This is a genomic window from Sphingomonas sp. LaA6.9 (genome assembly GCF_022601895.1).
GTDB lineage: Bacteria > Pseudomonadota > Alphaproteobacteria > Sphingomonadales > Sphingomonadaceae > Sphingobium_A.
Genome location: NZ_JAKVIO010000026.1, coordinates 37157 through 59130, shown reverse-complemented (window position 1 = coordinate 59130; position 21974 = coordinate 37157). Strand labels below are relative to the sequence as shown.

General features: G+C 64.7%; 21 protein-coding genes. 10 read left to right on the top strand and 11 right to left on the bottom strand.

The window, feature by feature from the left end:
- Positions 1-444 precede the first annotated feature (444 nt).
- From MKI88_RS13730 to MKI88_RS13705, 6 genes are all read left to right on the top strand, one after another.
- A complete protein-coding gene (locus tag MKI88_RS13730) occupies positions 445-666 on the top strand; it encodes a hypothetical protein (protein ID WP_241631957.1) in 222 nt (73 codons plus the stop codon).
- A gap of 35 nt (positions 667-701) precedes the next feature.
- Positions 702-896 (top strand): hypothetical protein, encoded by a 195-nt coding sequence (locus MKI88_RS13725; RefSeq protein ID WP_241631956.1) that lies wholly within the window; start codon positions 702-704, stop codon positions 894-896.
- Between the two features lie 222 nt (positions 897-1118).
- On the top strand, positions 1119-1400 hold the full coding sequence (locus MKI88_RS13720) for a hypothetical protein (RefSeq protein WP_241631955.1): 282 nt from the start codon (positions 1119-1121) through the stop codon (positions 1398-1400).
- A gap of 184 nt (positions 1401-1584) precedes the next feature.
- The gene (locus MKI88_RS13715) at positions 1585-1791 is read left to right on the top strand and encodes a cold-shock protein (protein WP_241631954.1); all 207 of its coding nucleotides are present in this window, start codon (positions 1585-1587) and stop codon (positions 1789-1791) included.
- A gap of 5 nt (positions 1792-1796) precedes the next feature.
- On the top strand, positions 1797-2060 hold the full coding sequence (infA, locus tag MKI88_RS13710) for a translation initiation factor IF-1 (protein WP_241631953.1): 264 nt from the start codon (positions 1797-1799) through the stop codon (positions 2058-2060).
- A 26-nt stretch (positions 2061-2086) separates the two neighbouring features.
- Positions 2087-2416 carry a DUF6481 family protein gene (locus MKI88_RS13705; RefSeq protein ID WP_241631952.1) on the top strand — a complete coding sequence of 110 codons (330 nt, stop codon included), beginning with the start codon at positions 2087-2089 and terminating at the stop codon, positions 2414-2416.
- A 157-nt stretch (positions 2417-2573) separates the two neighbouring features.
- On the opposite strand, the gene MKI88_RS13700 is transcribed toward MKI88_RS13705, so the two are convergent.
- The 5 genes from MKI88_RS13700 to MKI88_RS13680 all read right to left on the bottom strand — a co-directional run bounded on the left by MKI88_RS13700 (position 2574) and on the right by MKI88_RS13680 (position 10318).
- On the bottom strand, positions 2574-4160 hold the full coding sequence (locus MKI88_RS13700; protein ID WP_241631951.1) for a serine hydrolase: 1587 nt from the start codon (positions 4158-4160) through the stop codon (positions 2574-2576).
- Positions 4161-4177: 17 nt separating this feature from the next.
- Positions 4178-6382, bottom strand: a complete 2205-nt coding sequence (locus MKI88_RS13695; RefSeq protein WP_241631950.1) for a TonB-dependent receptor — start codon at positions 6380-6382, stop codon at positions 4178-4180.
- A gap of 37 nt (positions 6383-6419) precedes the next feature.
- Positions 6420-7568, bottom strand: a complete 1149-nt coding sequence (locus tag MKI88_RS13690) for a dipeptidase (protein ID WP_241631949.1) — start codon at positions 7566-7568, stop codon at positions 6420-6422.
- 121 nt (positions 7569-7689) lie between these two features.
- Positions 7690-9678, bottom strand: coding sequence for a serine hydrolase domain-containing protein (locus MKI88_RS13685; RefSeq protein WP_241631948.1), 1989 nt, complete (start codon positions 9676-9678; stop codon positions 7690-7692).
- Between the two features lie 304 nt (positions 9679-9982).
- On the bottom strand, positions 9983-10318 hold the full coding sequence (locus MKI88_RS13680; protein WP_241631947.1) for a UrcA family protein: 336 nt from the start codon (positions 10316-10318) through the stop codon (positions 9983-9985).
- 252 nt (positions 10319-10570) lie between these two features.
- On the opposite strand from MKI88_RS13680, the gene MKI88_RS13675 reads away from it, so the two are divergent.
- Entirely contained in the window at positions 10571-12208 is a 1638-nt protein-coding gene (locus tag MKI88_RS13675) for a winged helix-turn-helix domain-containing protein (protein WP_241631946.1), read from the top strand.
- Here the strand turns inward: MKI88_RS13675 and MKI88_RS13670 are convergent.
- The 4 genes from MKI88_RS13670 to ung all read right to left on the bottom strand — a co-directional run bounded on the left by MKI88_RS13670 (position 12117) and on the right by ung (position 15127).
- Positions 12117-12872: a TfuA-like protein gene (locus tag MKI88_RS13670; RefSeq protein WP_241631945.1), complete on the bottom strand. Its 756-nt coding sequence runs from the start codon at positions 12870-12872 to the stop codon at positions 12117-12119. The two genes, MKI88_RS13675 and MKI88_RS13670, sit on opposite strands and share 92 nt — an antisense overlap.
- On the bottom strand, positions 12863-14023 hold the full coding sequence (locus MKI88_RS13665; protein ID WP_241631944.1) for a YcaO-like family protein: 1161 nt from the start codon (positions 14021-14023) through the stop codon (positions 12863-12865). Before MKI88_RS13665 ends, MKI88_RS13670 begins: the two co-directional genes overlap by 10 nt.
- A gap of 2 nt (positions 14024-14025) precedes the next feature.
- Entirely contained in the window at positions 14026-14307 is a 282-nt protein-coding gene (locus MKI88_RS13660) for a hypothetical protein (protein ID WP_241631943.1), read from the bottom strand.
- 124 nt (positions 14308-14431) lie between these two features.
- Entirely contained in the window at positions 14432-15127 is a 696-nt protein-coding gene (ung, locus tag MKI88_RS13655) for a uracil-DNA glycosylase (RefSeq protein WP_241631942.1), read from the bottom strand.
- 54 nt (positions 15128-15181) lie between these two features.
- Here ung and MKI88_RS13650 point away from each other — a divergent pair, with 54 nt between their 5' ends.
- The 3 genes from MKI88_RS13650 to MKI88_RS13640 are packed head-to-tail and all read left to right on the top strand — an operon-like array spanning position 15182 to position 17461.
- Positions 15182-15913: an SDR family oxidoreductase gene (locus MKI88_RS13650; protein WP_241631941.1), complete on the top strand. Its 732-nt coding sequence runs from the start codon at positions 15182-15184 to the stop codon at positions 15911-15913.
- A 12-nt stretch (positions 15914-15925) separates the two neighbouring features.
- Positions 15926-16537, top strand: coding sequence for a 2-hydroxychromene-2-carboxylate isomerase (locus MKI88_RS13645; RefSeq protein ID WP_241631940.1), 612 nt, complete (start codon positions 15926-15928; stop codon positions 16535-16537).
- Positions 16538-16555: 18 nt separating this feature from the next.
- Entirely contained in the window at positions 16556-17461 is a 906-nt protein-coding gene (locus MKI88_RS13640) for a crotonase/enoyl-CoA hydratase family protein (protein ID WP_241631939.1), read from the top strand.
- Positions 17462-17638: 177 nt separating this feature from the next.
- Here MKI88_RS13640 and MKI88_RS13635 read toward each other — a convergent pair whose 3' ends face one another.
- Positions 17639-19147, bottom strand: a complete 1509-nt coding sequence (locus MKI88_RS13635; protein WP_241631938.1) for a PQQ-dependent sugar dehydrogenase — start codon at positions 19145-19147, stop codon at positions 17639-17641.
- Between the two features lie 153 nt (positions 19148-19300).
- Complete coding sequence (locus tag MKI88_RS13630) at positions 19301-21772, bottom strand: TonB-dependent receptor (RefSeq protein ID WP_407073358.1); 2472 nt, start codon at positions 21770-21772, stop codon at positions 19301-19303.
- Positions 21773-21974 lie beyond the last annotated feature (202 nt).

Sequence of the window (21974 nt, the reverse complement as noted above, 5' to 3'; positions counted from 1 at the left end):
TCATAACCTGAAGGTCGCAGGTTCAAATCCTGCTCCCGCAACCAGGTCTCATCTGACACCCCTCACCAGCCCCCGGCCCACGCCAGCGGGGCTTTTTTAATACCCAAAACACAACACTCACAGCCCCTCGGCAACCAAGCCCAGGGGCTTTTTTCATGGCACCAGCACCCCACAACCGACAACAATGCGGGGCGGCCAGAATACGCGCCTCCAATGGCCGTCACGGCTCCGGCGCAGCGCCTGCACTGGTCAGACACACACTGAGTTCCTATATACCCGTCATCGCACCGCTTCGTTCACGAGCACGGATGCGACTGAGAGATTCTCGCGCTCCCGCTCTGGCGTGGAGTCTTGCGTGTCCCACACTTCCGATATTCCACTTGTCTCGATCTGGTCCGGCGCGCCCCTTGATGGCCACCCCGACCTGCAGCTCAGGGATTTCATGTGCCGCGCGCGCTGAATATCGATGCGACCGTCGACGACGTCGTCGCCCTCTCCGCCAGGCATAACGCGGCGATCAGCGCGATCGAGCCACTTTTCCCTCAGGGAACGCGCGTCGTGTTCATGAATGCCGGTGACGCAGCCGTTGTTGCGCGTGCCTATGGCTCCCGCGTCCTCACCGGCGTCGTGACCCGCACGCGGTGGCGGCAGCGACGGGTCAACTAGCTTCCTCCATCAGTCTCAGAAGCAAGGAAAACATCATGACCGCCAGAATGGATGCCGTCCCCCGACCGACCGCCGACGGCCCGGTGGAAGCTATGGCGGCCTACGGAATTGAGCGGATCCCGGTCGACTATTTTCACTGGAACGGGTTCCGATACAGCACGCTCAAGGACGCGGTCGCAGCGGCGCGGCGAGAACAGAAGGCCCGCAGTGCAGAACCTGCCAATATTTGACCTGCTCCACCGGCATTTCGGGACGCATGTCGCGGATCCTGCGCGCAACCATTGGGATCGCGGCCATTTCGCGAGCGTCTGCGCGCGCTGTGGCTGCGACATGGTTCGTCTGCCAGGACTTCCGTGGCGCGCGGGGCGCGCGGAATAGCCCGTGAAACAAGGCTGGCCCCTAGGCCGGCGCGTCGGACGAGCGCTTATCGTTCCGTTGGGAAAGGACATCCGATGCAACCTTCATCGACATTTTGCCGCAGGCAGGAAGCGCATCAGCGTGCGCTCGCTGCGGGCACGGCTCTCGTGAATGTCCAGGGGATCGCCACGCTGGCCGCGGCCGCCTGGGCCAAGGAAGCGCGTACCGCGGAGAAGCGCGAGGAGCGACTGGCGCGCAGAAAGCTGGATGCGGAGACGGGTGCGGCGCTTCACCTTGAGCTGCCACCGCCAGACGACCGTTCGTTCAGCGAGAATCCCGATCGCGGCTTGGTGAATACAGGGATGATCCGAAAATAGGCGCGCCCCGCGGGTCGCTGCACACGACGTCTGCTTGATTATCGCGCGCGCGACCCCATATCCAGTTCGCTATCGTCGCCTGCGACGGAAATCGATGCTTCCGGGCGGACTCTTCCCTTTCACGCTTCCTGGCTCCGTGCGCGACTGCGCGCGGACAATTCATGTTTCGCGAAAGGAACATCTCATGCCCATCGGCAAGGTCAAATTCTTCAACAGTGACAAAGGCTATGGCTTCATAGCGCCCGAGGACGGCGGCAATGACAGCTTCGTCCATATCAGCGCCGTCGAGCGTGCCGGCATGACCACGCTCCAGACCGATCAGCGCGTGTCGTACGACATCGAGAACGACCAGCGCGGCAAGGCTTCCGCGGTGAACCTCCAGGCCGTCTGAGCCGGGTGGCCAAAGAGGAACTGATGACCATCGACGGGCAGATCGACGAGATCCTGCCCGACGGGCGCTTTCGCGTCCGGCTCGAGAACGATCATCGGATCATCGCCTATACGGCGGGGAGGATGCGGCGAAACCGCATCCGCTCCGTCGTCGGCGACCGCGTGCAGGTGGAGATGACGCCCTATGATCTCGACAAGGGGCGGATCATCTACCGTGAGCGGACTCCGGGATCGGGGTTCGGCGGACCGCGCGGCGCACGCCGCCGCTGACAGATCACCGGAGTTTCAAGCAACATATGACTGCCTATCGCGCCCCCAATTTCCAAGAGCGCATCACGCTCTCCAGTCAGGCCCGGCAAAAGGCGCTGGATCGCCTGCGCGCCAGACCCGCACCGAGCGAGACCGAACTGGCCGAGCGCAGGGCCGCGGCGCTGAGGCGCGAGGAAGCGAAAGACGCGGAGCGTGCGAAGCGCGCCGCCGAAAAGAAGGCCGCATCCGATGCGCGCCAGCTGGAAGCCGACGCCACGGCCCGCACCGCCGAGGCGGCGATCGCCCCGGCCAGGAGCGAGGCTGACAGGAAGGCCGAACGGGACGCGCGCTACGCCGCCCGCAAGAGCCGCAAATAGCCGTTATCTGGTGGTGGTCAGCAGGACGGCCAGCGTCACACCGTCCTGTGCATGCTCCCACAGCAAATACGCAACTCAGCCCCTTGGCACCGCGCCAAGGGGCTTTTTATTTGCGTCACAACACGCCGAAAACCACGCATCGGGACGCCGCACGCAGCTATTTCGCGGCCGCTGCGGGCGCGAAGTGCAGGTCGTGATAGTCGTAGCTGAAATCGGCCAGCGGTGAGGCCGCCTTCATCGTCACGCGCTCCACCTTGCCGTCGGCGTCGAGGCCGAAGGTGACATAGGCGGGCTCGATCGTCTTGTCGTCGAAGCGCGTGATGAAGGTGTCGTACTGCCAGTGCTCGAGCTTGCCCGCCATGCGCGGCGTCGACTTGAAGTCGATCGTCAGCCCCTTGCCCGCGGGGCGCACCTCGATCCGGCCGTACCACGGGTCGTCATAATCGCCGGCATAGCGCGCGAGCGAAAGCGACGGGCCGACCCTGGCGGGTTCGGCGCTCTTGGCGCTGAACGCCTTGAGCCCGGCCGCGATACGGTCCTTCTTGAAGGCCACCCATTTTTCGGGCCAGCCAGCCGCCGGCCGCCCGAGATAATGGTCGATCAGCTCGTACATCAGCCCGCGCACGATCTCGCCGTCTTCGCAATTGATCTGGATCGCGAAGCCGACGTCGCGGTCGGGGATCAGAACCACGACCGTCTGGACGCCGAACACCGCGCCGCCATGCGAGATGATCCGGACGCCCTGATAGTCGCTGACGTCCCAGCCCAGCGCATAGGTCTTGAACATCGGCTCCGCGTCCTTGAACGCGGGCGGCATCTTCGAGACCGGCATCAGCGTCGCGGGCGTCCACATGTCGCGCGCGACGGCTTCGCTGTAGAGCCGCGCATCGCCCCCGGGCAGCTTCCCCTTGCCAAGCTGGATCTGGAGCCAGAGCGCCATGTCGCTGGCGCTCATCGCAATTCCGCCCGCGGGTGCGGCGTTGCGGCCCAGTTCGTCGCGCTCGTTGAGCACTTCCTGATCGCCTGCGCCGCGCAGGCCGCTGTTCATCCGGGCATGCGGGAAGGCGCGATTGGCGGTGGCGAAGCGCGCCTCGCCATCGGCGGTCGATTCCTGCATCCCCGCGCGCTTTAGGACATGCTCGTTGGTGAAGGCCTCCCAGGTCTGCCCCGTCACCTCCTCGATGAGCTGGCCCGCGACCATGTAGAGGATGTTGTCATAGGCATAGCCGCTGCGAAAGCTCGTCGCGGGCTTGATATGGCGCAGGCGCTTAACGGTCTCGCGGCGGGAGAGGCTGGCACGCGGAACGAACAGCAGGTCGCCCGCGCCCAGCCCCAGGCCGCTGCGATGCACCAGCAGGTCGCGCACGGTGATTTCGCGCGTCACCCAGGGATCGTACATCTGGAACCAGGGAATATGCTTGATGACGGGATCGTCCCATGTGATCCGGCCCTGATCGACGAGCAGCGCAAGCGCGGCGGCGGTCACCGCCTTGCCCGTCGACCCCGTCGGAAAGATGGTGTCGGCGTCGACCGCTGCGGCGTCGCCCAGCTTGCGCACGCCATAGCCCTTGACCAGCGTCGGCTGCCCCTGCTCGACGATCGAGATCGCCATGCCGGGAACGCCGACCTGCTTGCGCAGCGCCTCGACGCGTGCGTCGAAACCGGTCGGTGGCGCAGCCAACGCCGGCGCCACGCCGAACATCAGCGCGGCCGTGGCGACGCGGACGATTAGCTTATGTTTCATCAAATCCCCTTTGTACTTCAGAATGCAAGTTCGACCGCGACGCCGATCGTGCGTGGCTGGACGGGTACGACGGTGTATTGCACCGGCCGACCCAGACCGTCGTTGAAAATGTTGCGCGTGATCGCACCGTCGGTGTCGGTGACGTTGCGGACATAGGTGCGCATCGTCCAGCGTTCGTCGATGGTGAGCGCGGCATTGAGATCGAGCGCGGTATAGGCCTTGGCCGTGACCGAGTCCGGATTGCTTTCCACCGTCGAAATGCGGCTGCCGGTGTGGCGCAGACCGCCGCCGAGGCGCAGCGTCGTATTGTCGCTGACGTCGAAGACATAGTCGGCGGTGAGCGACCCGGCGAAGCGCGGAATGCGCGGCAGCCGGTCACCGTCGAGCCCGCCCACGCTGGGCGGCGTGTCGGAGGTGAGCTGCGCGTCGGTATAGGCACCGTTGGCGCCGAGTGAGAGCCCGCTGACGGGCTGCCACATGATCGACGCCTCGATGCCCTGGCTGCGCGCCGTGCCCGCGTTGGCAAGCCCGCTGACGCCGTTGAAGTCGACGGTCAGCTGGATGTCCTTCCAGTCCATGTAGAAGGCTGCGACATCGATCGACAGTGTCCGGTCGAACAGCAGCGATTTGATGCCGAGTTCGTAGTTGACGAGCGAGTCCGAATCCACCGTCGGCACTACGCCGGGCAGCGTGGTATTAGGGCCGCCGGGACGATAGCCGCTCGCGACGCGCGCATAGATCATCGTGTCTTCATTGACATGGAAGCGCGGGCTGACGCTGTAGGTCACGACCTCTTCGGACGAGGTGCCCGGATCGTTTGCGGTGGGCAGAACCGCGCCCGAGCTGATCTGGCGGAATTTCTGCTCGTTGCGCGCCCAGCGCAATCCGCCGGTGATGTCGAACTGCTCGCTGAACTTGTAGGTCGCGTTTCCGAACACCGCAAATTCCTGGTAGGTGCTGGGCAGTTCGGCGACCGCGAGCGGATCGAGCCCGGCGATCGGCGTCCCGTCAAAGGTCAGTGAACGGACGACCTGTTCGTTGCCGCTGTCCTCATCGGTGTAGAAGCCGCCGATCAGCCATTCGAAACGGTCGCTCGTCGGCGATGTCAGCCGGATTTCCTGCGTGAACTTCTCAAGATCGAGCTTCAGCGTGAACGGGGCCAGCCCCGCGTCGGGCGCGCCGAAGAGCGGGAAGAGCACGCCGAACAGGCGGCTCGCATCCTGCACCTGCCGCGTCTTGGCGCGGCTGTAAGTCGTGGCCGATGTCAGCTCGGCGAAACCCAGGTCGTAGTCGAGCGTCGCCGCATAATATTCCAGCGTCTTGCGGAAGGGCTCGTCGAGATAATTGTTGTTCGACATGCCATCGCCGATGCGCTCGCCGGTGGCGAGGTCCTGGACGATTGTGGAATTGTTCTCGGTATCGATCTTCTGCCAGAGGCCCGAAAGGCGGACCGTGAAATTCTCGCTCGCCTGCCATAGCAGGCTGACGCGCCCGCCCTGCTGATCATATTCGTTCTGATCGCGTGCGCCCGTCTGCACATTGTCGATATAGCCGGGGGTGTGGCGATAGGCATAGCTGGCGGTGATGCCCAGCTTGTCGGCGACCAGCGGGACATTGACCATCGCCTGACCCGCATAGCCCACGTCGGAGCCGTGCCGGATCCCGAAGAGTTCGGCGCCCGCCTTGCCCGAGAATTCGGAGAGGCTCGGCGAAACCGTCACATATTTGAGCAGGCCGCCGATCGAGCTCGCGCCATAGAGCGTGCCCTGCGGGCCGCGCAGCACTTCGACGCGCTCGATATCATAGGGGAGCAGGTCCAGCGTGAACTCGGCGCTGCGTGCGTAGAGCGCGCTCGAGCCGACGGGGGCATCGTCCAGATAGTTGGCGACCGTCGTGCTCGGCCCCACCGGCGCGATGCCGCGCAGCGACACCGTCGACTGGCCGGGCGTGCCCGAGCTGTCGACCTGGAGGCCGGCTATATAGGGGCCGAAATCGGTGAGCTGCGCCGAACCCGATTGCTTCAGTTCCTCGCCGCCGACGACGCTGATCGAAATCGGCACGTCCTGGAGATTTTCGGTGCGCTTCTGCGCAGTCACGACGATGATATTGTCGTCGGGCGCTGCGGGCGCAGTGTCGTCAAGCGCATGCGCCGCCGTTGCGGGCAGCACCAGCCACAGCGCGGTCGTGGCGGCAAGCATCGTGCCGCGAGAAGATGATGTCATTTTCCCGTTTCCCCTTCTTCGTTTTTTCAACCTGGATTCAGATCCAGGTCGCCCCCAGCAGCCGCCTGAAATTCCCCCCGAGGATGGCTGCGATGTTCTCGTTCGAATAGCTGCGGCGGATCAGCTCCTCGGTGAGGTCGTAGACCTTCTTCGGGTGATCGAAGCCGTCGGTGTCGATCTTGTCGCGAAAGGCATAGCTCGCCTTGTAGCCCGCCTTGAGCTGGGCATATTGGTCGGCGGGCATGTCGTCATAGCCGTTGAGATCGGCGTCGGATCCGATGCCGACATGATCGATGCCTGCCAGCTTCACGACATGATCGATATGGTCGACGATGTTGGCAAGCGCCGTCGGCTCTTTGGCGCTGACGAACATGCGCACGCCCGTGATTCCCATCACGCCGCCCTTTGCGCCCAGTGCCTTGATCGCCTCGTCGGTCTTGACGCGCGGATGATCGACGAGCGCGCGGCAGTTGCTGTGCGTGATCGCGATCGGCTTGGGCGACATCTCGATCGCGTCGAGCGTGGTCCGGTCGCCGCAATGCGATACGTCGATCAGCATGCCGACCTCGTTCATCGCCTTGATGATCGCGGCGCCATAGTCGCTGACACCGCCGTCGATGCGGTCGGTGCTGCCCGATCCGATCATGTTCTGGCTGTTATAGGTGAGCTGCGAACAGCGCTGGCCGATCTGGTAGAACATCTTGACGTCTTCGACCGTCCGGAAATGCTCCGAGTTCTGGACGCCCATGATGACGGCGCATTTGCCCTCGCGCTTGGCGCGGTCGAGATCCTCGGCGCGGCCGACGAGCGAGAAGACATGCGCGTTGCGCCCCGCAAAACCCTGCCACGCCGCGATCCATGCCAGCGTCTCCGCGCGGGCTTCGGGGCCGCCGGTGCCGACCGCATTGTGAAAGCCGGTGATGCCGCTGGCCCTGAAATCGGCCGCGTCCTTCTCGCTTAAGGGGCTGGCATAATATTCGGGACGAAAGTCGATCTTGAGCGGCGCCAGCATGTCGATGACGAGCGACTGACGCACGAGATCGACCGCGCGCTTCGAATAGCGTCGCGACGACTGGGCGAACAGTTGATAGGCGCCCGTGTTGATCATCGGAAATCCGCCGATCGCGGCGGCGGTCAGCGCACCCTTCAGAATCGCACGACGCGACGCTCCTGGCATTTTACTCATGGCCCACTTCTCTCCGCATTGCTAATTATCCATTTGGGACATAATTGTCCCGTTTGGAGATTTGTCAATCCACGCTGGCCATCGGGCACGGCGTGCCGCGTCCGACGGCCAGCGCCAGCGTTCAGTAGTCGGTGCCGAAGCCGATGAGCTTGAAGCCGAGTGCTGCCCACAGGATGAAGAAGGCCGCAAGCACGATCAGCACGCTCCACAATCTGGAGAACCAGCCACGCTTGCCCTTCCACGCCAGCCACAGGTGCCACACGGCGATGCCGAGCATCCCGAAGAAGGCGATCACGCCGGCAATCTGAAGCAGCCAGATGAGCCAGTCGAGCGCACCGCCGAGCAGCGCAAAGTCGGACATCATCATGGAGAGCGCCACCGCCCAGCCGATCAGCACCACGCTCACCAGCGCAGCAAAACCGCGCACCAGGCGATATGCCTTGAGGTCGTTGCCCGCGAAGGCGAGCTTCGCACCATAGCGCCGCCGCGCGATCGCCCCGATGGGCCAGGACAGCGCGGTGAGCGCGAGCACGCCGATGCCGAAGAGCAGTGCCGGCATCAGCCAGCTGGCCGAGAGATACCAGGGCGCGCGATCGAGCATCATGAAGGGCGAGATCTCGTCGAAACTCAGCCGCACGACCTTGCCGTCGACGACCTTGGCCGCCATCCGGCCATGCCCATTGGCATCGCGCCAGACAAAGGGCGCGATCTCGACCCATTTGATCGGCTCGCCGCCCAGATTGGTGAGGAAGTTGACGAGCGGCGTGCCGTCGGCGCCGACGCCGACCTTGACCTGCCCGACGAGCTCGAGCGCCTTGAAGAAGTTCGAGTCCGACCGCCGGCTGTTGACATAGGTTCCCGCCAGCATCTGCGCGTGCTGCTTCGCCGTGTCTGCATCGACCCGCGCGTCCTGATAGGGCGCGGGGAAATAGCGATCGGCAAATCCTTCGAACAATGCGGTGCGGATGGCGCCCGATGCGCCGTCCTTGCCCGCGCTGTTCATCGACACATACACACCCGTGTTGCGCTCGGGGAACAGCCACAGATAGCTATGGAACCACTGGGTGTCGCCGCCATGCGCGATCGCGGTCAGCCCGTTGATCTCCTGTTCGTAGAAGCCGAGCGCCATGCGATTGACTTCGGGCAGGATGGTCAACGTCGTCGTGTGCATCATCCGCGCGGTTTCGGGCTTCAGAAGCGCCCCGCCATTGTTCAGATGCGCGAGCATGAACCTGCCCATGTCCGCGCCCGTCGCGGCGAGGCTGCCCGCGGGCGCGAGACCGATCACTTCATAGGGCTTGGGATCGCCGCTCGCGAGCGCATAGCCCCTGGACATCAGCGGCTGAAGTGGCGCGGGAAGCGGCTGGCGGAAGCTCGAGCGCGTCATCCCGATACGCGCAAAGATGTTGCGATCGACATAATCGTCGAACGACAGGCCCGACACGCGTTCGACGACATGGCCGGCGAGCGCGGTGGCATAGTTGGAATAGGCGGGGGTCGTGCCCGGCGCGAAGATGCGCTCGGGCACCCAGCGCTTGAGCAGCTGTCCCAGCGGCGCATCGGGCTTGCCGACGCTGATCAGGCCGCGGATGGTTTCCTCAAAGCCTGCGGTGTGCGTCATCACCTGGCGCATCGTCACGGGCTTTCCGTCACGCGCCGGAATCTTGAAATCGAGATAGGTGTTGATGTCTGCGTCGAGGTCGATCCTGCCCTGCTCGACCAGCTGCATCACCGCGGTCCAGGTGACGAGCTTGGAGACGGACCCGGGGCGGAACATCGTCGCCTCGGGATCGACGCGCTTGCGTGCGGCGACATCGGCATAGCCGAAACCGCGCTGCGTGAGGACCTGACCGTCCTTGACCACGACGACGACCGCGCCGGCGACCTCGCCGCGCGCGAGCGCATAGGGCATATATCCGTCAAGCCAGCTATCGACATCGGCCTTGGTCAAGGTTGCCGCGCCCGACGCCGGTGCGGGGAGCGGCGTCGCTTGTGCAGCCGGTGGCGTGATCGGCTTGGGCGCAATGCTTGGCGCCTGTTGGGTAGATGCGGGCACCGCCGCGAGCGCCAGCACGCCGGCAATCAACATTTTCAACGAACGCAGTTGCATGATCCCTCCCGATCCGTCGTCAGCGCCGCGACCCATCAATGGTAGAATCGAGATCGGCGGCTCATTCTTCTTCGAATTAAACGCGACTTGTCCTGATTGGGTCATAATGATCGCATTTGGAAAATTGTCAAATGGGTAACAAATGCAACGATTATGCGCGCGAGCGGGAGCGCAGCGCGGAGCGTTTGACGATGCCGTGATGGAGGGCGCGCGCCCGATACGCGCATGACGGTGGAATGCCCCGTCAAAAAAAGGGAGCGCGATCGGGTGATCGCGCTCCCAGCTTTTGCCTAAGCCGGGGTCACTAACGGCTGGCAATACGGGTATCGCTGCGGTTCTCGTGCAGCGCTGCGAGCTGCGCGTCGCCGATCTTGCTGACCAGCTGGTCCGAGAGATCCTTGACGCACGCGCCGCGCGTCATGCTGCGGTCAAGTGCGGTTGCGCCGAACTGGCTGCAGGTGTTGCGGACCTGCTTGATCATGCGCTTGTAGACGTTGCGTGTGCCGTCAGGGGTCTGCAACTCATACTGGCGATAGGCGAACTTGATCTCCTGTGCCGAGGCCGAGGGCGCCGCCAATACGGCGAGCATTCCGACGGTGACTGAAAGCACGGTGGTCTTGAATGGGCTGTTCCTGGTCATCTCTGGTCTCCGATGCTTGTAAGCGTTGGCGGGGGCCGTCGCTTGAGATGAGGATTAGGGCATCGCCCCACCGGCATCCTGAGCCTGGGATGGAAAGACTCTGGGGCGCGTTTTTCCAGAATCTTCACAGAATCTGTCGCGGATTTCTGCGGCTCGGCGCCGGCGGCGCGACGTGCTATAAAAAGTGAAGGCGCGTCGAAAGACCAGATCGGCGCTTGCGCGGCTGCGCGTGCGCGCCTGAAGGGGCGGCTGATGGATCGCGAATCGGCGTTCGAGTTCGGCGAGTTCATTGTCGATCGCACCGACGAACGGGTGTGGGGCCCGCACGGTACGGTGCATATCGGCAACAAGGCCTTTCGCGTGCTCGTCATGCTGATCGAGCAGCGCGGGCGGCTGCTTACCAAGGAAGTGCTGTTCGAAACGGTCTGGGACGGCACGATCGTCTCGGAATCGGCGCTGACGTCGGTCATCAAGGAACTGCGCCATGCGCTGGGGGAGGCGCGTGGCGCGCCGCGCTTCATCGAGACCGTCTATGGACGCGGCTATCGATTCCTCGCGCCCGTGCGGATCCTTTCAGAGCTGCCGTCGCGGTGCAGCGTACCCGTGGCGACCGCCGAACCCGGTCACCAGCGGTCGCCCGAGCCGGGCGGCGCGGGCGAGCCGCCACTGCTCTATGTGCCCCCTTTCGACGATGCCGGCATCGCCGACAGCCATCCCCATCTGGCCTCGATTCTGCGCGAAGAGATCCTGTTCAGCCTGTCGCGTTTCCGCGACGTGCGACTGGTTTCGGCGCAGAACGCCGATGGCGGGGGGGCGATGGCGGGGACGGGCGATCGTGATTACCAGCTCGTGCTCACGCTCGTCGACGAGCCCGGTGCGGTCAAGGTTTACGCGCGGCTCTGCCGGCTGGCGAACCAGGCCGTGGTCTGGGCGGACGCCGCGCGGATCGCGCTCGACGGGTCTTCGTTCAATGTCGAGGATCTGCTCCACCGCATCGCCGCGGCCGCCTTGCCCAGCATGCGCGACGATGTGCTCCGCAATCTCCCGCGCCACGCGACCGATGCATATGATGTCTACTTCCAGAACCGCTTGCTCATGCGGCGCATCGAAGGCTTTTCGGACGCGCGCGCGATGGCGGATGCGTGGGAGGCGATGATCGCGCGATATCCCGATTTCGGCCTTGCCTATCCGCCGCTGATCCGCCTCTACAACACCGATTTCGACTATACCGGACTCGGCGCCACGGGCCGCGCCGAACGCGCGCGCGCGCACGAACTCGCTGCGCGCGCGCTTGCGCTCGATCCCGGGGATTCGCACATCCATACGGTCAATGGCTGGTGCCATTTGTGGGCGGGCGAACTCGTGCCCGCGCGCGCGCATCTCGATGAGGCGCTGCGGCTGAACCCCTATAATGCCAACCGGCTCGTTCAGGTCGCGACCGCGCTGATGTTTCTCGCCGATATCGACGCCGCCGTCGCGCTCCTGGAGCGATGCAAGAAGTTGACGCCATTCGCGACCGAGGCGCCGCATGAGGAAGAGGGGCTGCTCCACCTCCTCATGCGCGACTATGCGGCGGCGGCGCGGAGCCTTGCGCAGGTGACGCGTCGGACCATCTCGAGCGAATTCTATGCGCTGATCGCGGCGCAGGCGCTCGGCGTCGACGATGCCGGCGACCGGGCGGCGCAGTGGCGCCGGCACGTCTCCGCCCGCTGGGTGGCCGCCGAGCCGCTCGACAATGCGCGGCTGATGGACTGGCTCATGTTCCAGCACCCGATCCAGGACATCGGGCAGCGCGACACTATTCTGGCGCTGCTTCGCGCAGCACTTGAAGCACATCCATCGCCGTCCCCCCGCAATCACGCGCCAAAGCCGTTACAAAGCCCGGCATGACCGCTTCGGGGCGTATGGCGGCATGTGGTGATTTTGCGAGGGCGGCGGCCGCGCAGGCGCGCGCGTCCAGCGCTTTTTGCATGACATGGTTGGCCTTCAGCCAGCTCCGCAGGGCTGCAGCGCTGGCTTGCGCGCAGTCTGACGCTGCCACTATCCCGTCCCAGTCGCGATCCTGATAGAAAATTGACGTCGCAGCGTCGATCAGCCGCGTCTGATCTTCATCGGTGACGATCCCGCCTTGCCGGGCCGCAGCGAGCGTCGCGCGCACATCGACCAGCGGCAGCGAAATGGGCAGCCAGTCGAGTTCGGCGGGCGCATGGAGCAACGCCACCTCGTCATCGCCATCGATAATGCCGTCGCGGTATGCAGCGTAGATCGCGCCTATGCCGATCATGCCATAGCGATCCATCTCGGCGGCGCGCAGCGCGCCGATGCTGCTCGCGCCATGGATGCGGACGCCCAGCGACAGCAGCAGCAATATCTCCTTGTGCCGCACCGCCGGACGCTGGTCGAAATAGCCGTCGATCAGGCAGATGACGTCGGGGGGATCGGCCACGAGCCGCAACAGGTCGCCGGCCTCGGCAGGCGGCCGCCAGCAGATATGCGGAAAGGCCGCGCGCTCCGCCGCCCCGAGCGAGGGGCCGACAAAGCCGATCACGCGCATGCGCGTGCGCTCGGCTGTTCGGTTCGTCTCAATGATCCCAGCCCGCCGATGAACGCCTTTACGACGCGGATTTCGGCTTCGGGCGGCGAAAGCGTCTTGCACCAGATGCGGTCCAGCCCCGCGCGACCGAGATCGGCGACCAGATCGGGCAGCGCGGAGCGTCTTTCGCCGATCGACTGCCATGCGACCAGCGGAAATCCGGGCGCGGGTGGGGGGACCGGCCCGATCGCCGGCGGCGCTTTGGCGCGCGACGCATAAAGCGAGGGCAGCATGTCGTCGCGCGCGCCCGCGATAAAGGTAAGCCGCGACTGGATCGCCTCGGCCAGTGCGCCGAAGAGCGCGGTCTCGGCCGAGCCATGGCAGGCGGATCCCGCAAATATGGCGATCCCCTCAGCGCGGTCATGACATAGCAGCGTGCAGTGGAATACAGGATGGCCCGTCACCGAGCCGGGCGCGCAGAGGTGCAATTGCATTCCAAGACTGTCGAGATGCGCGCGCCAGTCCTGGAACCAGCGCAGCGTCACGGTGTCGGGATCGAGCAAAGTTGCCATGCGCGAAAGCGGGTCCTCGCGCTCCCAGCGGCCCACCGCATCGTTCTCGATCAGTTCGAGGATCGCCTTCTCGCTCGCGCGCGCCTTGGTCGTGCCCGCGCCAAGACCGCCGCTCGATCGGTCGAAACGCGAGTGCCAGTCGCGGGTGAAATCCAGCGAGACGAATGCGTGCGGCAGGCAGGCGGGCGCGCCGCTGACGATATTGTGTGCCTGGCACCATTGCATCGCCATATCCGCCGGTGGAGGATGCGCGCGATCGAGCGCGAGGTCGGCCAGCGCGGGCGCTTCGGTGCCGGGGGGAAGCTCCGCGAGGGTGCCGTAAGGGCCATCTGCGGGAGCCTGTTCGGCATAATGGCTTTCGATCGCCTCGCAGAGCGCACCGATTTTCGCGGCGAGAGCGCTGATCCCCTTTCCCTGGTGGATGCTGAGCGCGCGTCCGGCCGGTCGCACTGCCTGCCAGACGGGCAGCCCGATCCGGTCGAGCCGCGTGATGTCGGCAAGCCGGCTGACGCCGCAGCGTGCAGCCGTGCGATGGGCGCGTTCAAGGATCGATGCGGTTGCCAGGCGCCGCGTCGGTCCCGCCGCGGTTGCGCCGAACATGGTCACTCGTCGGGCGCGATGGGATTCGTCTGCGCCATGGAGATCACATTGACATGGCGTGGCCGCGTCTGCGCGGCACTGGTGACCATGCTGAACGCGACGACGGCCGCCTCGAATTTCTGCCCGGCGTTGAAAGCCGCTGCGATTGCGGCGACACCCGCCTTGAGCGAAGCGCTGGCGCCGATCGCCGCCGGATCATATTCGAGCACGCTCAGCGTCAGATAAAATTTGCCATCCTTCGCGATGACGAAGGTGGGATCTGAAAGTCCGAACACCGTGGCCATGGCATCATCCTCGCGCGGTTCGAGAAACTGCTCGCCTATCGGGGCCGCATGGGCTCACGCGCAGGCCGCAACCTTCGATAGCATCGCTGCGGCGGCCGCATTGATATTCCGCAAGCGTTCCGGATTAACCAGCGGCCGGAGCGGGCAGCGTCCAGTCCACCGCGCCTCGGCCATGGCTTTCAAGAAAGGCGTTGGCCTTCGAGAAATGGCGGCATCCCAGAAAGCCGTTATGCGCCGACAGCGGCGAGGGGTGCGCGGCCTTGAGCACCAGATGGCGCGTCGTGTCGACGAACGAAGCCTTGCGCTGGGCATAGGCGCCCCAGAGCATGAACACGACGGGTTCGACGCGGTCGTTGACCAGCCGCACGATCGCATCGGTAAACTTTTCCCAGCCCTTGCCCTGATGCGAAGCGGCCCGCGCCATCTCGACGGTCAGCACGCTGTTGAGCAGCAGCACCCCCTGTTGCGCCCAGTGCTCGAGGAAGCCGTGTCCCGGTCGTGCGATGCCCAGATCGGCCTCAAGCTCCTTGTAGATATTGACCAGCGAGGGCGGCGGCCGGACGCCGGGACGCACGCTGAAGCAGAGCCCATGCGCCTGGCCTTCGCCATGATAGGGATCCTGCCCCAGGATCACGACCCTGACGCGATCGAGCGGGGTCAGGTCGAGCGCGCGGAAATATTCGCTTCCCCTGGGAAAGATGCGCTTGCCGCTGTCCTTTTCGTCGATGAGGAACTGCCTGAGCCCGGCCATATAGGGACTCTCGAATTCGCCCGACAAAGGCGTCTTCCAACTCTCATGCAGCTTGACCGCGTCGTTCATGCGGGGCTTTCTCGGTGAGGCGTGCGCGCGAGTCAATTCATGCGGGAGAGAACCATGGCTGAACGCAATGCGAGTGTCGCGATCGTCGGCGCGGGCGACTTCATCGGCAGCGCGATCGCGCGGCGCTTCGCCGCTGAGGGCTATCGGGTCCATCTGGCGCGGCGCGACGGGAGCAAGCTCGCGGGGCTCGTCGACGAGATTGCGGCTGCGGGCGGGCAAGCCACCGCGCACAGCGTCGATGCGCGCAAGGAGGACGAGGTCTCGGGCTTTCTGGAAGGGGTCAATACCGCCGCACCGCTCGAACTCTGCGTCTTCAACATCGGCGCCAATGTCAATTTCCCGATCCTCGACACCACCGAGCGCGTCTTTCGCAAGGTCTGGGAAATGGCATGCTATGCGGGTTTCCTGACGGGGCGCGAGGCGGCGCGGCATCTGCTCGCCAATGGCGGCGGCTCGATCTTCTTCACGGGCGCCACCGCGTCGCTCAGGGGTGGCTCGGGATATGCCGCTTTTGCCGCCGCCAAGTTCGGGCTGCGTGGGCTCGCTCAGTCGATGGCGCGCGAGCTCGGCCCGAAGAACATCCATGTCGCGCATCTGGTGATCGATTCCCCCGTCGACACCGCCTGGGTGCGCGAACGGATTGCGCAGTCGAGCGGTGCGGAGGTGCCGCAGGAACAGCTGATGAACCCCGCCTCGATCGCGGAGACCTATTGGCAGCTCCACCGCCAGCCGCGCGACGCATGGACGCACGAACTCGACCTGCGCCCCTTTGGCGAGACCTGGTGAAAGGATGCCGCGATGACCGATCCGATCTTCTATTTCGATTTCGGCAGCCCCAATGCCTATCTGTCGTGGCGCGTCTTGCCCGGGATCGAGGCGCGCACGGGCGTCCGCTTTCGCCAGATCCCTGCGTTGCTGGGCGGCATCTTCAAGGCCACGGGCAACCAGTCGCCGATGATGGCCTATGCGGATATCCCGGCCAAGCTCGCCTATGAGCGCCGCGAGATGGAACGCTTTGTGGTGAAGCACCGGCTCGCCGAGTTTCGCATGAACCCGCATTTCCCGGTCAACACGCTGATGCTGATGCGCGGCGCAGTGGCGGCCGAGGCCGAAGGCGTGTTCGATCGCTATGTCGCCGCCGCCTGGCATTATATGTGGGAGGATCCGCGAAAGATGGACGATCCCCGAACCTTCGGCGCTGCCTTTGCCGAGGCGGGCCTCCCCGTCGACCGCATCGCCGACCGCGCGCAGATGCAGGGCACCAAGGACGCGCTGATGGCCCAGACCCAGGCTGCGCTCGATCACGGCGTATTCGGACTGCCCGCCTTCGTCGTCGATGGCGAACTCTGGTTCGGCAAGGACCGGCTTGGTGAGGTCGAAGAAGCAATTGGCGCGCGTGTCAGCGCGTGACCTGACAAGGGAGAGACAATGCGCCAGTTCAACACGATCACGACCGACGCCAGCGACGGCATCTTCACGATCACGCTCAACCGGCCCGACAGGCTCAATGCATTCACCGTCGAGATGATGCGCGAGATGATTGCGGCCTTCGACCTGGCCGATGCCGACGATATGGTGCGCGCGGTGATCGTGACGGGCGCCGGGCGTGCCTTTTGCGCGGGCGCGGATCTCGGTGCGGGCGGCGCAACCTTCGACTATGCGCAGGGCGAAGGCTGGAACGACGCCGGTTCGCCGATCGGCGCCGATGGCAACGTCGACTACAGCCACCCCAGCGTGCGCGACGGCGGGGGCATGCTGACACTGCGCATCTTCAACTGCAAAAAGCCCGTGATCGGCGCGATCAATGGCCCCGCAGTCGGGATCGGTGCAACCATGACCTTGCCGATGGACTTCCGGCTGGCGAGCGACGGGGCGCGCTTCGGCTTCGTTTTCGCGCGACGCGGAATCGTGCCCGAAGCGGCGTCGAGCTGGTTCCTGCCGCGGCTGGTCGGCATCGGAAAGGCGCTCGAATGGTGCTATTCGGGCCGCGTCTTCGATGTCGCGGAGGCGCTTTCGGGCGGCCTCGTCCGATCGCTCCACGCCCCCGACGACCTGCTTGGCGCGGCTCGCGCGCTGGCGCATGAACTCACCGCGGAGAGCGCCCCGGTATCCATCGCGCTCACGCGACAGATGCTGTGGCGGATGCTGGGCGCGAGCCACCCGATGGAGGCACACCGCCTCGACAGCCGTGCGATCTGGGCACGCGGGGCAAGTGCCGATGCGAAAGAGGGCGTCTCCTCATTCCTAGAAAAGCGCGCCGCGAACTATCCCGACCGGGTATCGTCCGACACGCCGCATTTTGCGCCGTGGATGGACGATCCGGAGTATCGCTGAGCGCGCAATCGCTCCAGCCGCTGTCCTACATGGCACGTTCCTGTCATGTTCCTCGCGCGGCCGCGTCCGGGTCCGCGGCGCGAGGGACCGATCACGATGGTGTTTTGTGAGAAAATTGCGAAGCTAAGTGAAGCTAAGCGCGCTCCGGGCCGCGCTGTTGCTGGCAACTGCAAATTTTCAGGGAGCCGGTTCGATCACGAAAATCTCGCCATCGAAATCGACGATGAAGAGATTGCCCACCTGATCCAGGCCGAAGCTCGCGATATTGTTGATGCTGCCGGTCTGCGGCGCAAAATCCTGCGTGCGGACGGTGAAGCCGCTGCTGGGCCGTGTCGTGCCGGGCGTGAGCTGGCTGATCGGCACAGACCATATCGCGCCGCGGACAAAATCGCCGAAGATGTAGAGCCCCTGCAATTGCTCGACCGGGCCGCGATAGACATAGCCGCCGGTCACCGAATTGCCCTGAAGCGCGCCGGTGCCGTGGCCGTATTCGGTGACGGGAAAAGTGAATCCCGTTCCCGGCTGGCCCGCAAGCGCCATCGTTCCCTCGAACAGCGGCCAGCCGAAATTGGCGCCGCCGTCGGAGGCGCGCATCAGGTCTATTTCCTCGATCGCGTTTTGCCCGACATCGCCGATCCAGAGGTTCCCGGTCACGCGGTCGAAGCTGTTGCGGAAAGGATTGCGCAGACCGTAAGCCCAGATCTCGCTCGCAAAGGGATTGCCCGCGGGGATCGCATAGTCGCGCGCTGCATCGTTCGGGAAGTCGTCGCGGTTGACGTCGAGGCGAAGGATCTTGCCGAGCAGGCTGGCGCGGTTCTGGCTGTTGGCATTCGGATCGTTGGCGCCACCGCCGTCGCCCGTTGCGACATAGAGGAAGCCATCGGGTCCGAAGTCGATCCAGCCGCCATTATGGTTGCTGAAGCCCGGGTGCGCTATGCTGAGGATGACGTCGGCGCTGGCCGGGTCGAGCCGATCGGGATTGCCCGCAATGGTGCGATAGCGCCTGATCTCGATCGTGCCCGCGGGATTCGTCAGATAGACATAGGCGGTACCGCTTTGCTGGAAGTCGGGGGCGAGTGCGAGGCCAAGCAGTCCGCGTTCGCCATCGGTCGAGATCTGGCCGCTGACATCGAGAAAGGGCACGCCGGCGATCGCGCCCGTCGAGGGCGTGAGGATACGGATCAGCCCGCCGCGCTCGACGACGAGCAGTCGGCTCGAACTGCCGGGAGCGCCGATGGCGTAGAGCGGCGCGCTGAACCCCGTCGCAACGCGGCGGACGCGAAAGGCACCGGTCACCGCGTCGGTGACGGTCACCGAGAGCGTCAATGTCTCGCTTGTGCGCCCGTCCGAGACCGCGATGCGGACCACATAGACATTGTCGCGGTCGGCGTCGGACGGCGCCTCGAAATCGGGCGCGGTCCGGAAGGACAGCGCGCCCGCGCTCGTGATGCTGAACCGGTCGACATCGGCGCCGCCCGAAAGCGAGAAGGTCAGGCGATCGCCATCGACGTCGATCGCGGTCGCAGTGTAGAAGGCCGCGGTGCTACCCTCGGGCGTTGCAACGCGATCCGCCGAGGTGAAGCGCGGGACGTTGTTGAAGATGTCGCCGCCGCCCGAGCGAACCACCACGCGGCAACCGCCCAGCGCCAGCGCCAGCAGGGGGAGAAGCGCCCAACCGATACGCATCGGACCTCCAGTCCAGGGCCCAGCTTGTGCCCGGAAAGACGCGCGAGTTTCGTCCGATCAGAAGGCTTTGGCAAGGGCAGCCACGGGCGCGTGCGTGACTTCGCGCCCGTGGCTGGTCAGCGCCCGCCCTGCACAGACGGCGGGCGGCGGACCTCAGAACTTGGCCGAAATCGTCAGGCCATAGGTGCGCGGATCGCCGGGCAGGCCGACGATCAGACCCGTATTGCCGGGGCCGACGCTCAGCTGTTCGAGATAGTCCTCGTCAAACGCGTTGCGGACCCAGCCAAAGACGTTGAACCCCGACTCCGTCCGGAAGCCAGCGCGGAAGTTCGACAGCGCATAGCCATCGATCCAGGTGTAAGCCGAAGGTGACGGGTTCGAGGAGAAGTCCGAACGATAGTTGCCGTCATAGCCAAGGTAGAACTGGCCCTCGCGATCGAACAGCGACGAGGGCACGTTGACCTCCGCACCGAAGGAGAAGGCCCATTTGGACACGCCGGGCAGGCGCTGCCCCGAAATGTCGCAATTGGCGGGGCTGAGCGCGCCCGGAACACCGGGCGCACCCGGTGTCTGGCCTGCCCCAACGGTGGTGCCGCCAGACAGTTCGGGCGGGCACGGCGCGTCGACGAAGCGGACATATTTGGCATCGGTATAGGCGCCGCTCGCATAGGCGCTGAAGCGCTCGCTCGGCTGGACCGTGAAATCCGCCTCGATGCCCTGGGTGCGCACCTTGCCCGCATTGGCAAGATAGCCGCGGAGAACGCCGAACTGGCCGTTGTTCACATTAGCCTGATAATTCTTGATGTCGGTGCGGAACGCCGCGAGATTGAACGTCGCGCGGTGATCCCAGAATTCGCTCTTCAGGCCGGCCTCGAAATGCTGGACCGATTCCGGCTTCACCGTTGCTGCGGCGAGGATGGGATTGTTCTGGGCGTCGGTGGGCACGCCATTCTGGTTGATGCCGCCCGATTTGAAGGTCTTGGCGTAGGTCGCATACAGGAGAAGATCCTGTGTCGCTTCATAGGTGAGCGTCAGGTCGTAGCTGAAGTTCCAGTCGCTGAAGCTCGGAGAGATTTCCTGCGGCGCGAACACGCTGAGCCGGGCGAGCGTGACCGGATCGGTCGGGCCGAACACGACCGGGGTGCCGTCGCCTGCGAAAACCTTGCGCTGATAGAAGCCGTCCTTCTTGTCATAGTTCAGGCGGGCGCCCGGCTGGATGGTCAGTTCGTCGGTGACCTTCCAGCTCAGCTGACCGAACAGCGCGAGGCTGGTGTTCTTCAGATATTGCGTGTTGATCGCGGTCAACCCGTTAAGCACCGACGGCGTGCAGGCAAGCTGGTTGTTCACGCTCGGGCCGCAGCCCGACGAGCCCGGCGGCACATTGCCGGGATTGAGCGTCCAGCGGCTCGACGCCGGGCCGTGCGATTCGGTGCCCTGGGTGTCGATGCGCTGGTAATAGGCGAAGCCGCCCACCACGAAATCGAACTGGTCGCCGGTGTAATTGTAGCGCAGTTCCTGCGTATACTGGTCCTGCTGCGACGGGTTCTGCGATTTGGTGACGATCGGCAGGCCGGTGAAGTCGCGGTCGTTCTCGGGCTGCCAGTCCCAATAGCGCCAGGCGGTGATCGAGGTCAGCGTTCCCGGCCCCACATCCCATTTGATGCGCAGCGCAGCGCCGCCGATCTCGTTGCCCGCGTTCAGATTGGCGTCGAGGTCGGTCAGCCGGTCAAAGGGATTGGTGCTGACGACGGTATAGCCCTGCGCGGCCGCCAGCGCCGCATATTGGCGATTCAGCGGGCGCTGCGTCGAGCCGGTGCGGACGAAGACCGAGCCGCAGCATACCGCCTCCTGCTTGTTCCAGTCGGCGCTCAGCGTGATGTCTAGATCGTCGGTCGGCCGCCACAGCAACTGGCCGCGCAGGCCGATATTGTCCTGGCTCTGGATCCAGCGATCCGTCGTGACATTGAAGATAGTGCCGCGTCGGTCGGTCGCCGACACCGCGATGCGCGCGGCCAGCGTGTCCGACAGCGGTCCCGAAATCGCGGCCTTGGCCTGCTTGAAATCAAGATTGCCGATGCTGACCTCGGCCTTGCCCTCAAAATCGAAGGTCGGCTGGTTGGTCGTGATGTTGATCGCGCCCGCGGTGGTGTTCTTGCCGTAGAGCGTGCCCTGCGGCCCGCGCAGAACCTCGATCTGCGCGACGTCGAGGAAGTCGAAGGTCGCGGAGGCGACGCGCGAATAATAGACATCGTCGACATAGATGCCGACGCCCTGTTCGATGCCGTCATTGGTGAGGCCGAACGGCGCGCCGATGCCGCGGATGTTGACCGCCGAGTTGCGCGGATTGGTTGTGTAGAATTGCAGCGTAGGCGTGAGCTGCTGGAGACGGCCCACGTTGAAGCTGCCGGTATTGTCGATCTGGTCGCCGCCGACGACCGAGATTGCGATCGGCACGTCCTGGGCGGTTTCCTCGCGGCGTCGTGCGGTGACCACGATCTCGCCCGCAGCGTCGCTGACGCGGGCCTGAGGCTCGACTTCTTCCGCCGGTGTTTCGGCATGGGCGAGCGAAGGCGCGACGGACGCGAGAAAGGCGGCCCCCGTGAGCAGGAAATGGCGCGTGGCAATAGTCATTCAATCCCCCGGATTATGAGTCGAACGATTCCCTACTTTTTTAGTTGAGAAGATCGAAACAAGATTTGCTTGGACCTGCAACGAGGTTTTCTTGTCAACTGGATGAGTTGAGATAATTCTGCGCCAAAGCGTTCGGACCACCCGCGCTCGACATTGGCGCGGGTTTCTCTATCGTTCGCGCAAATCAGGAGCGGGT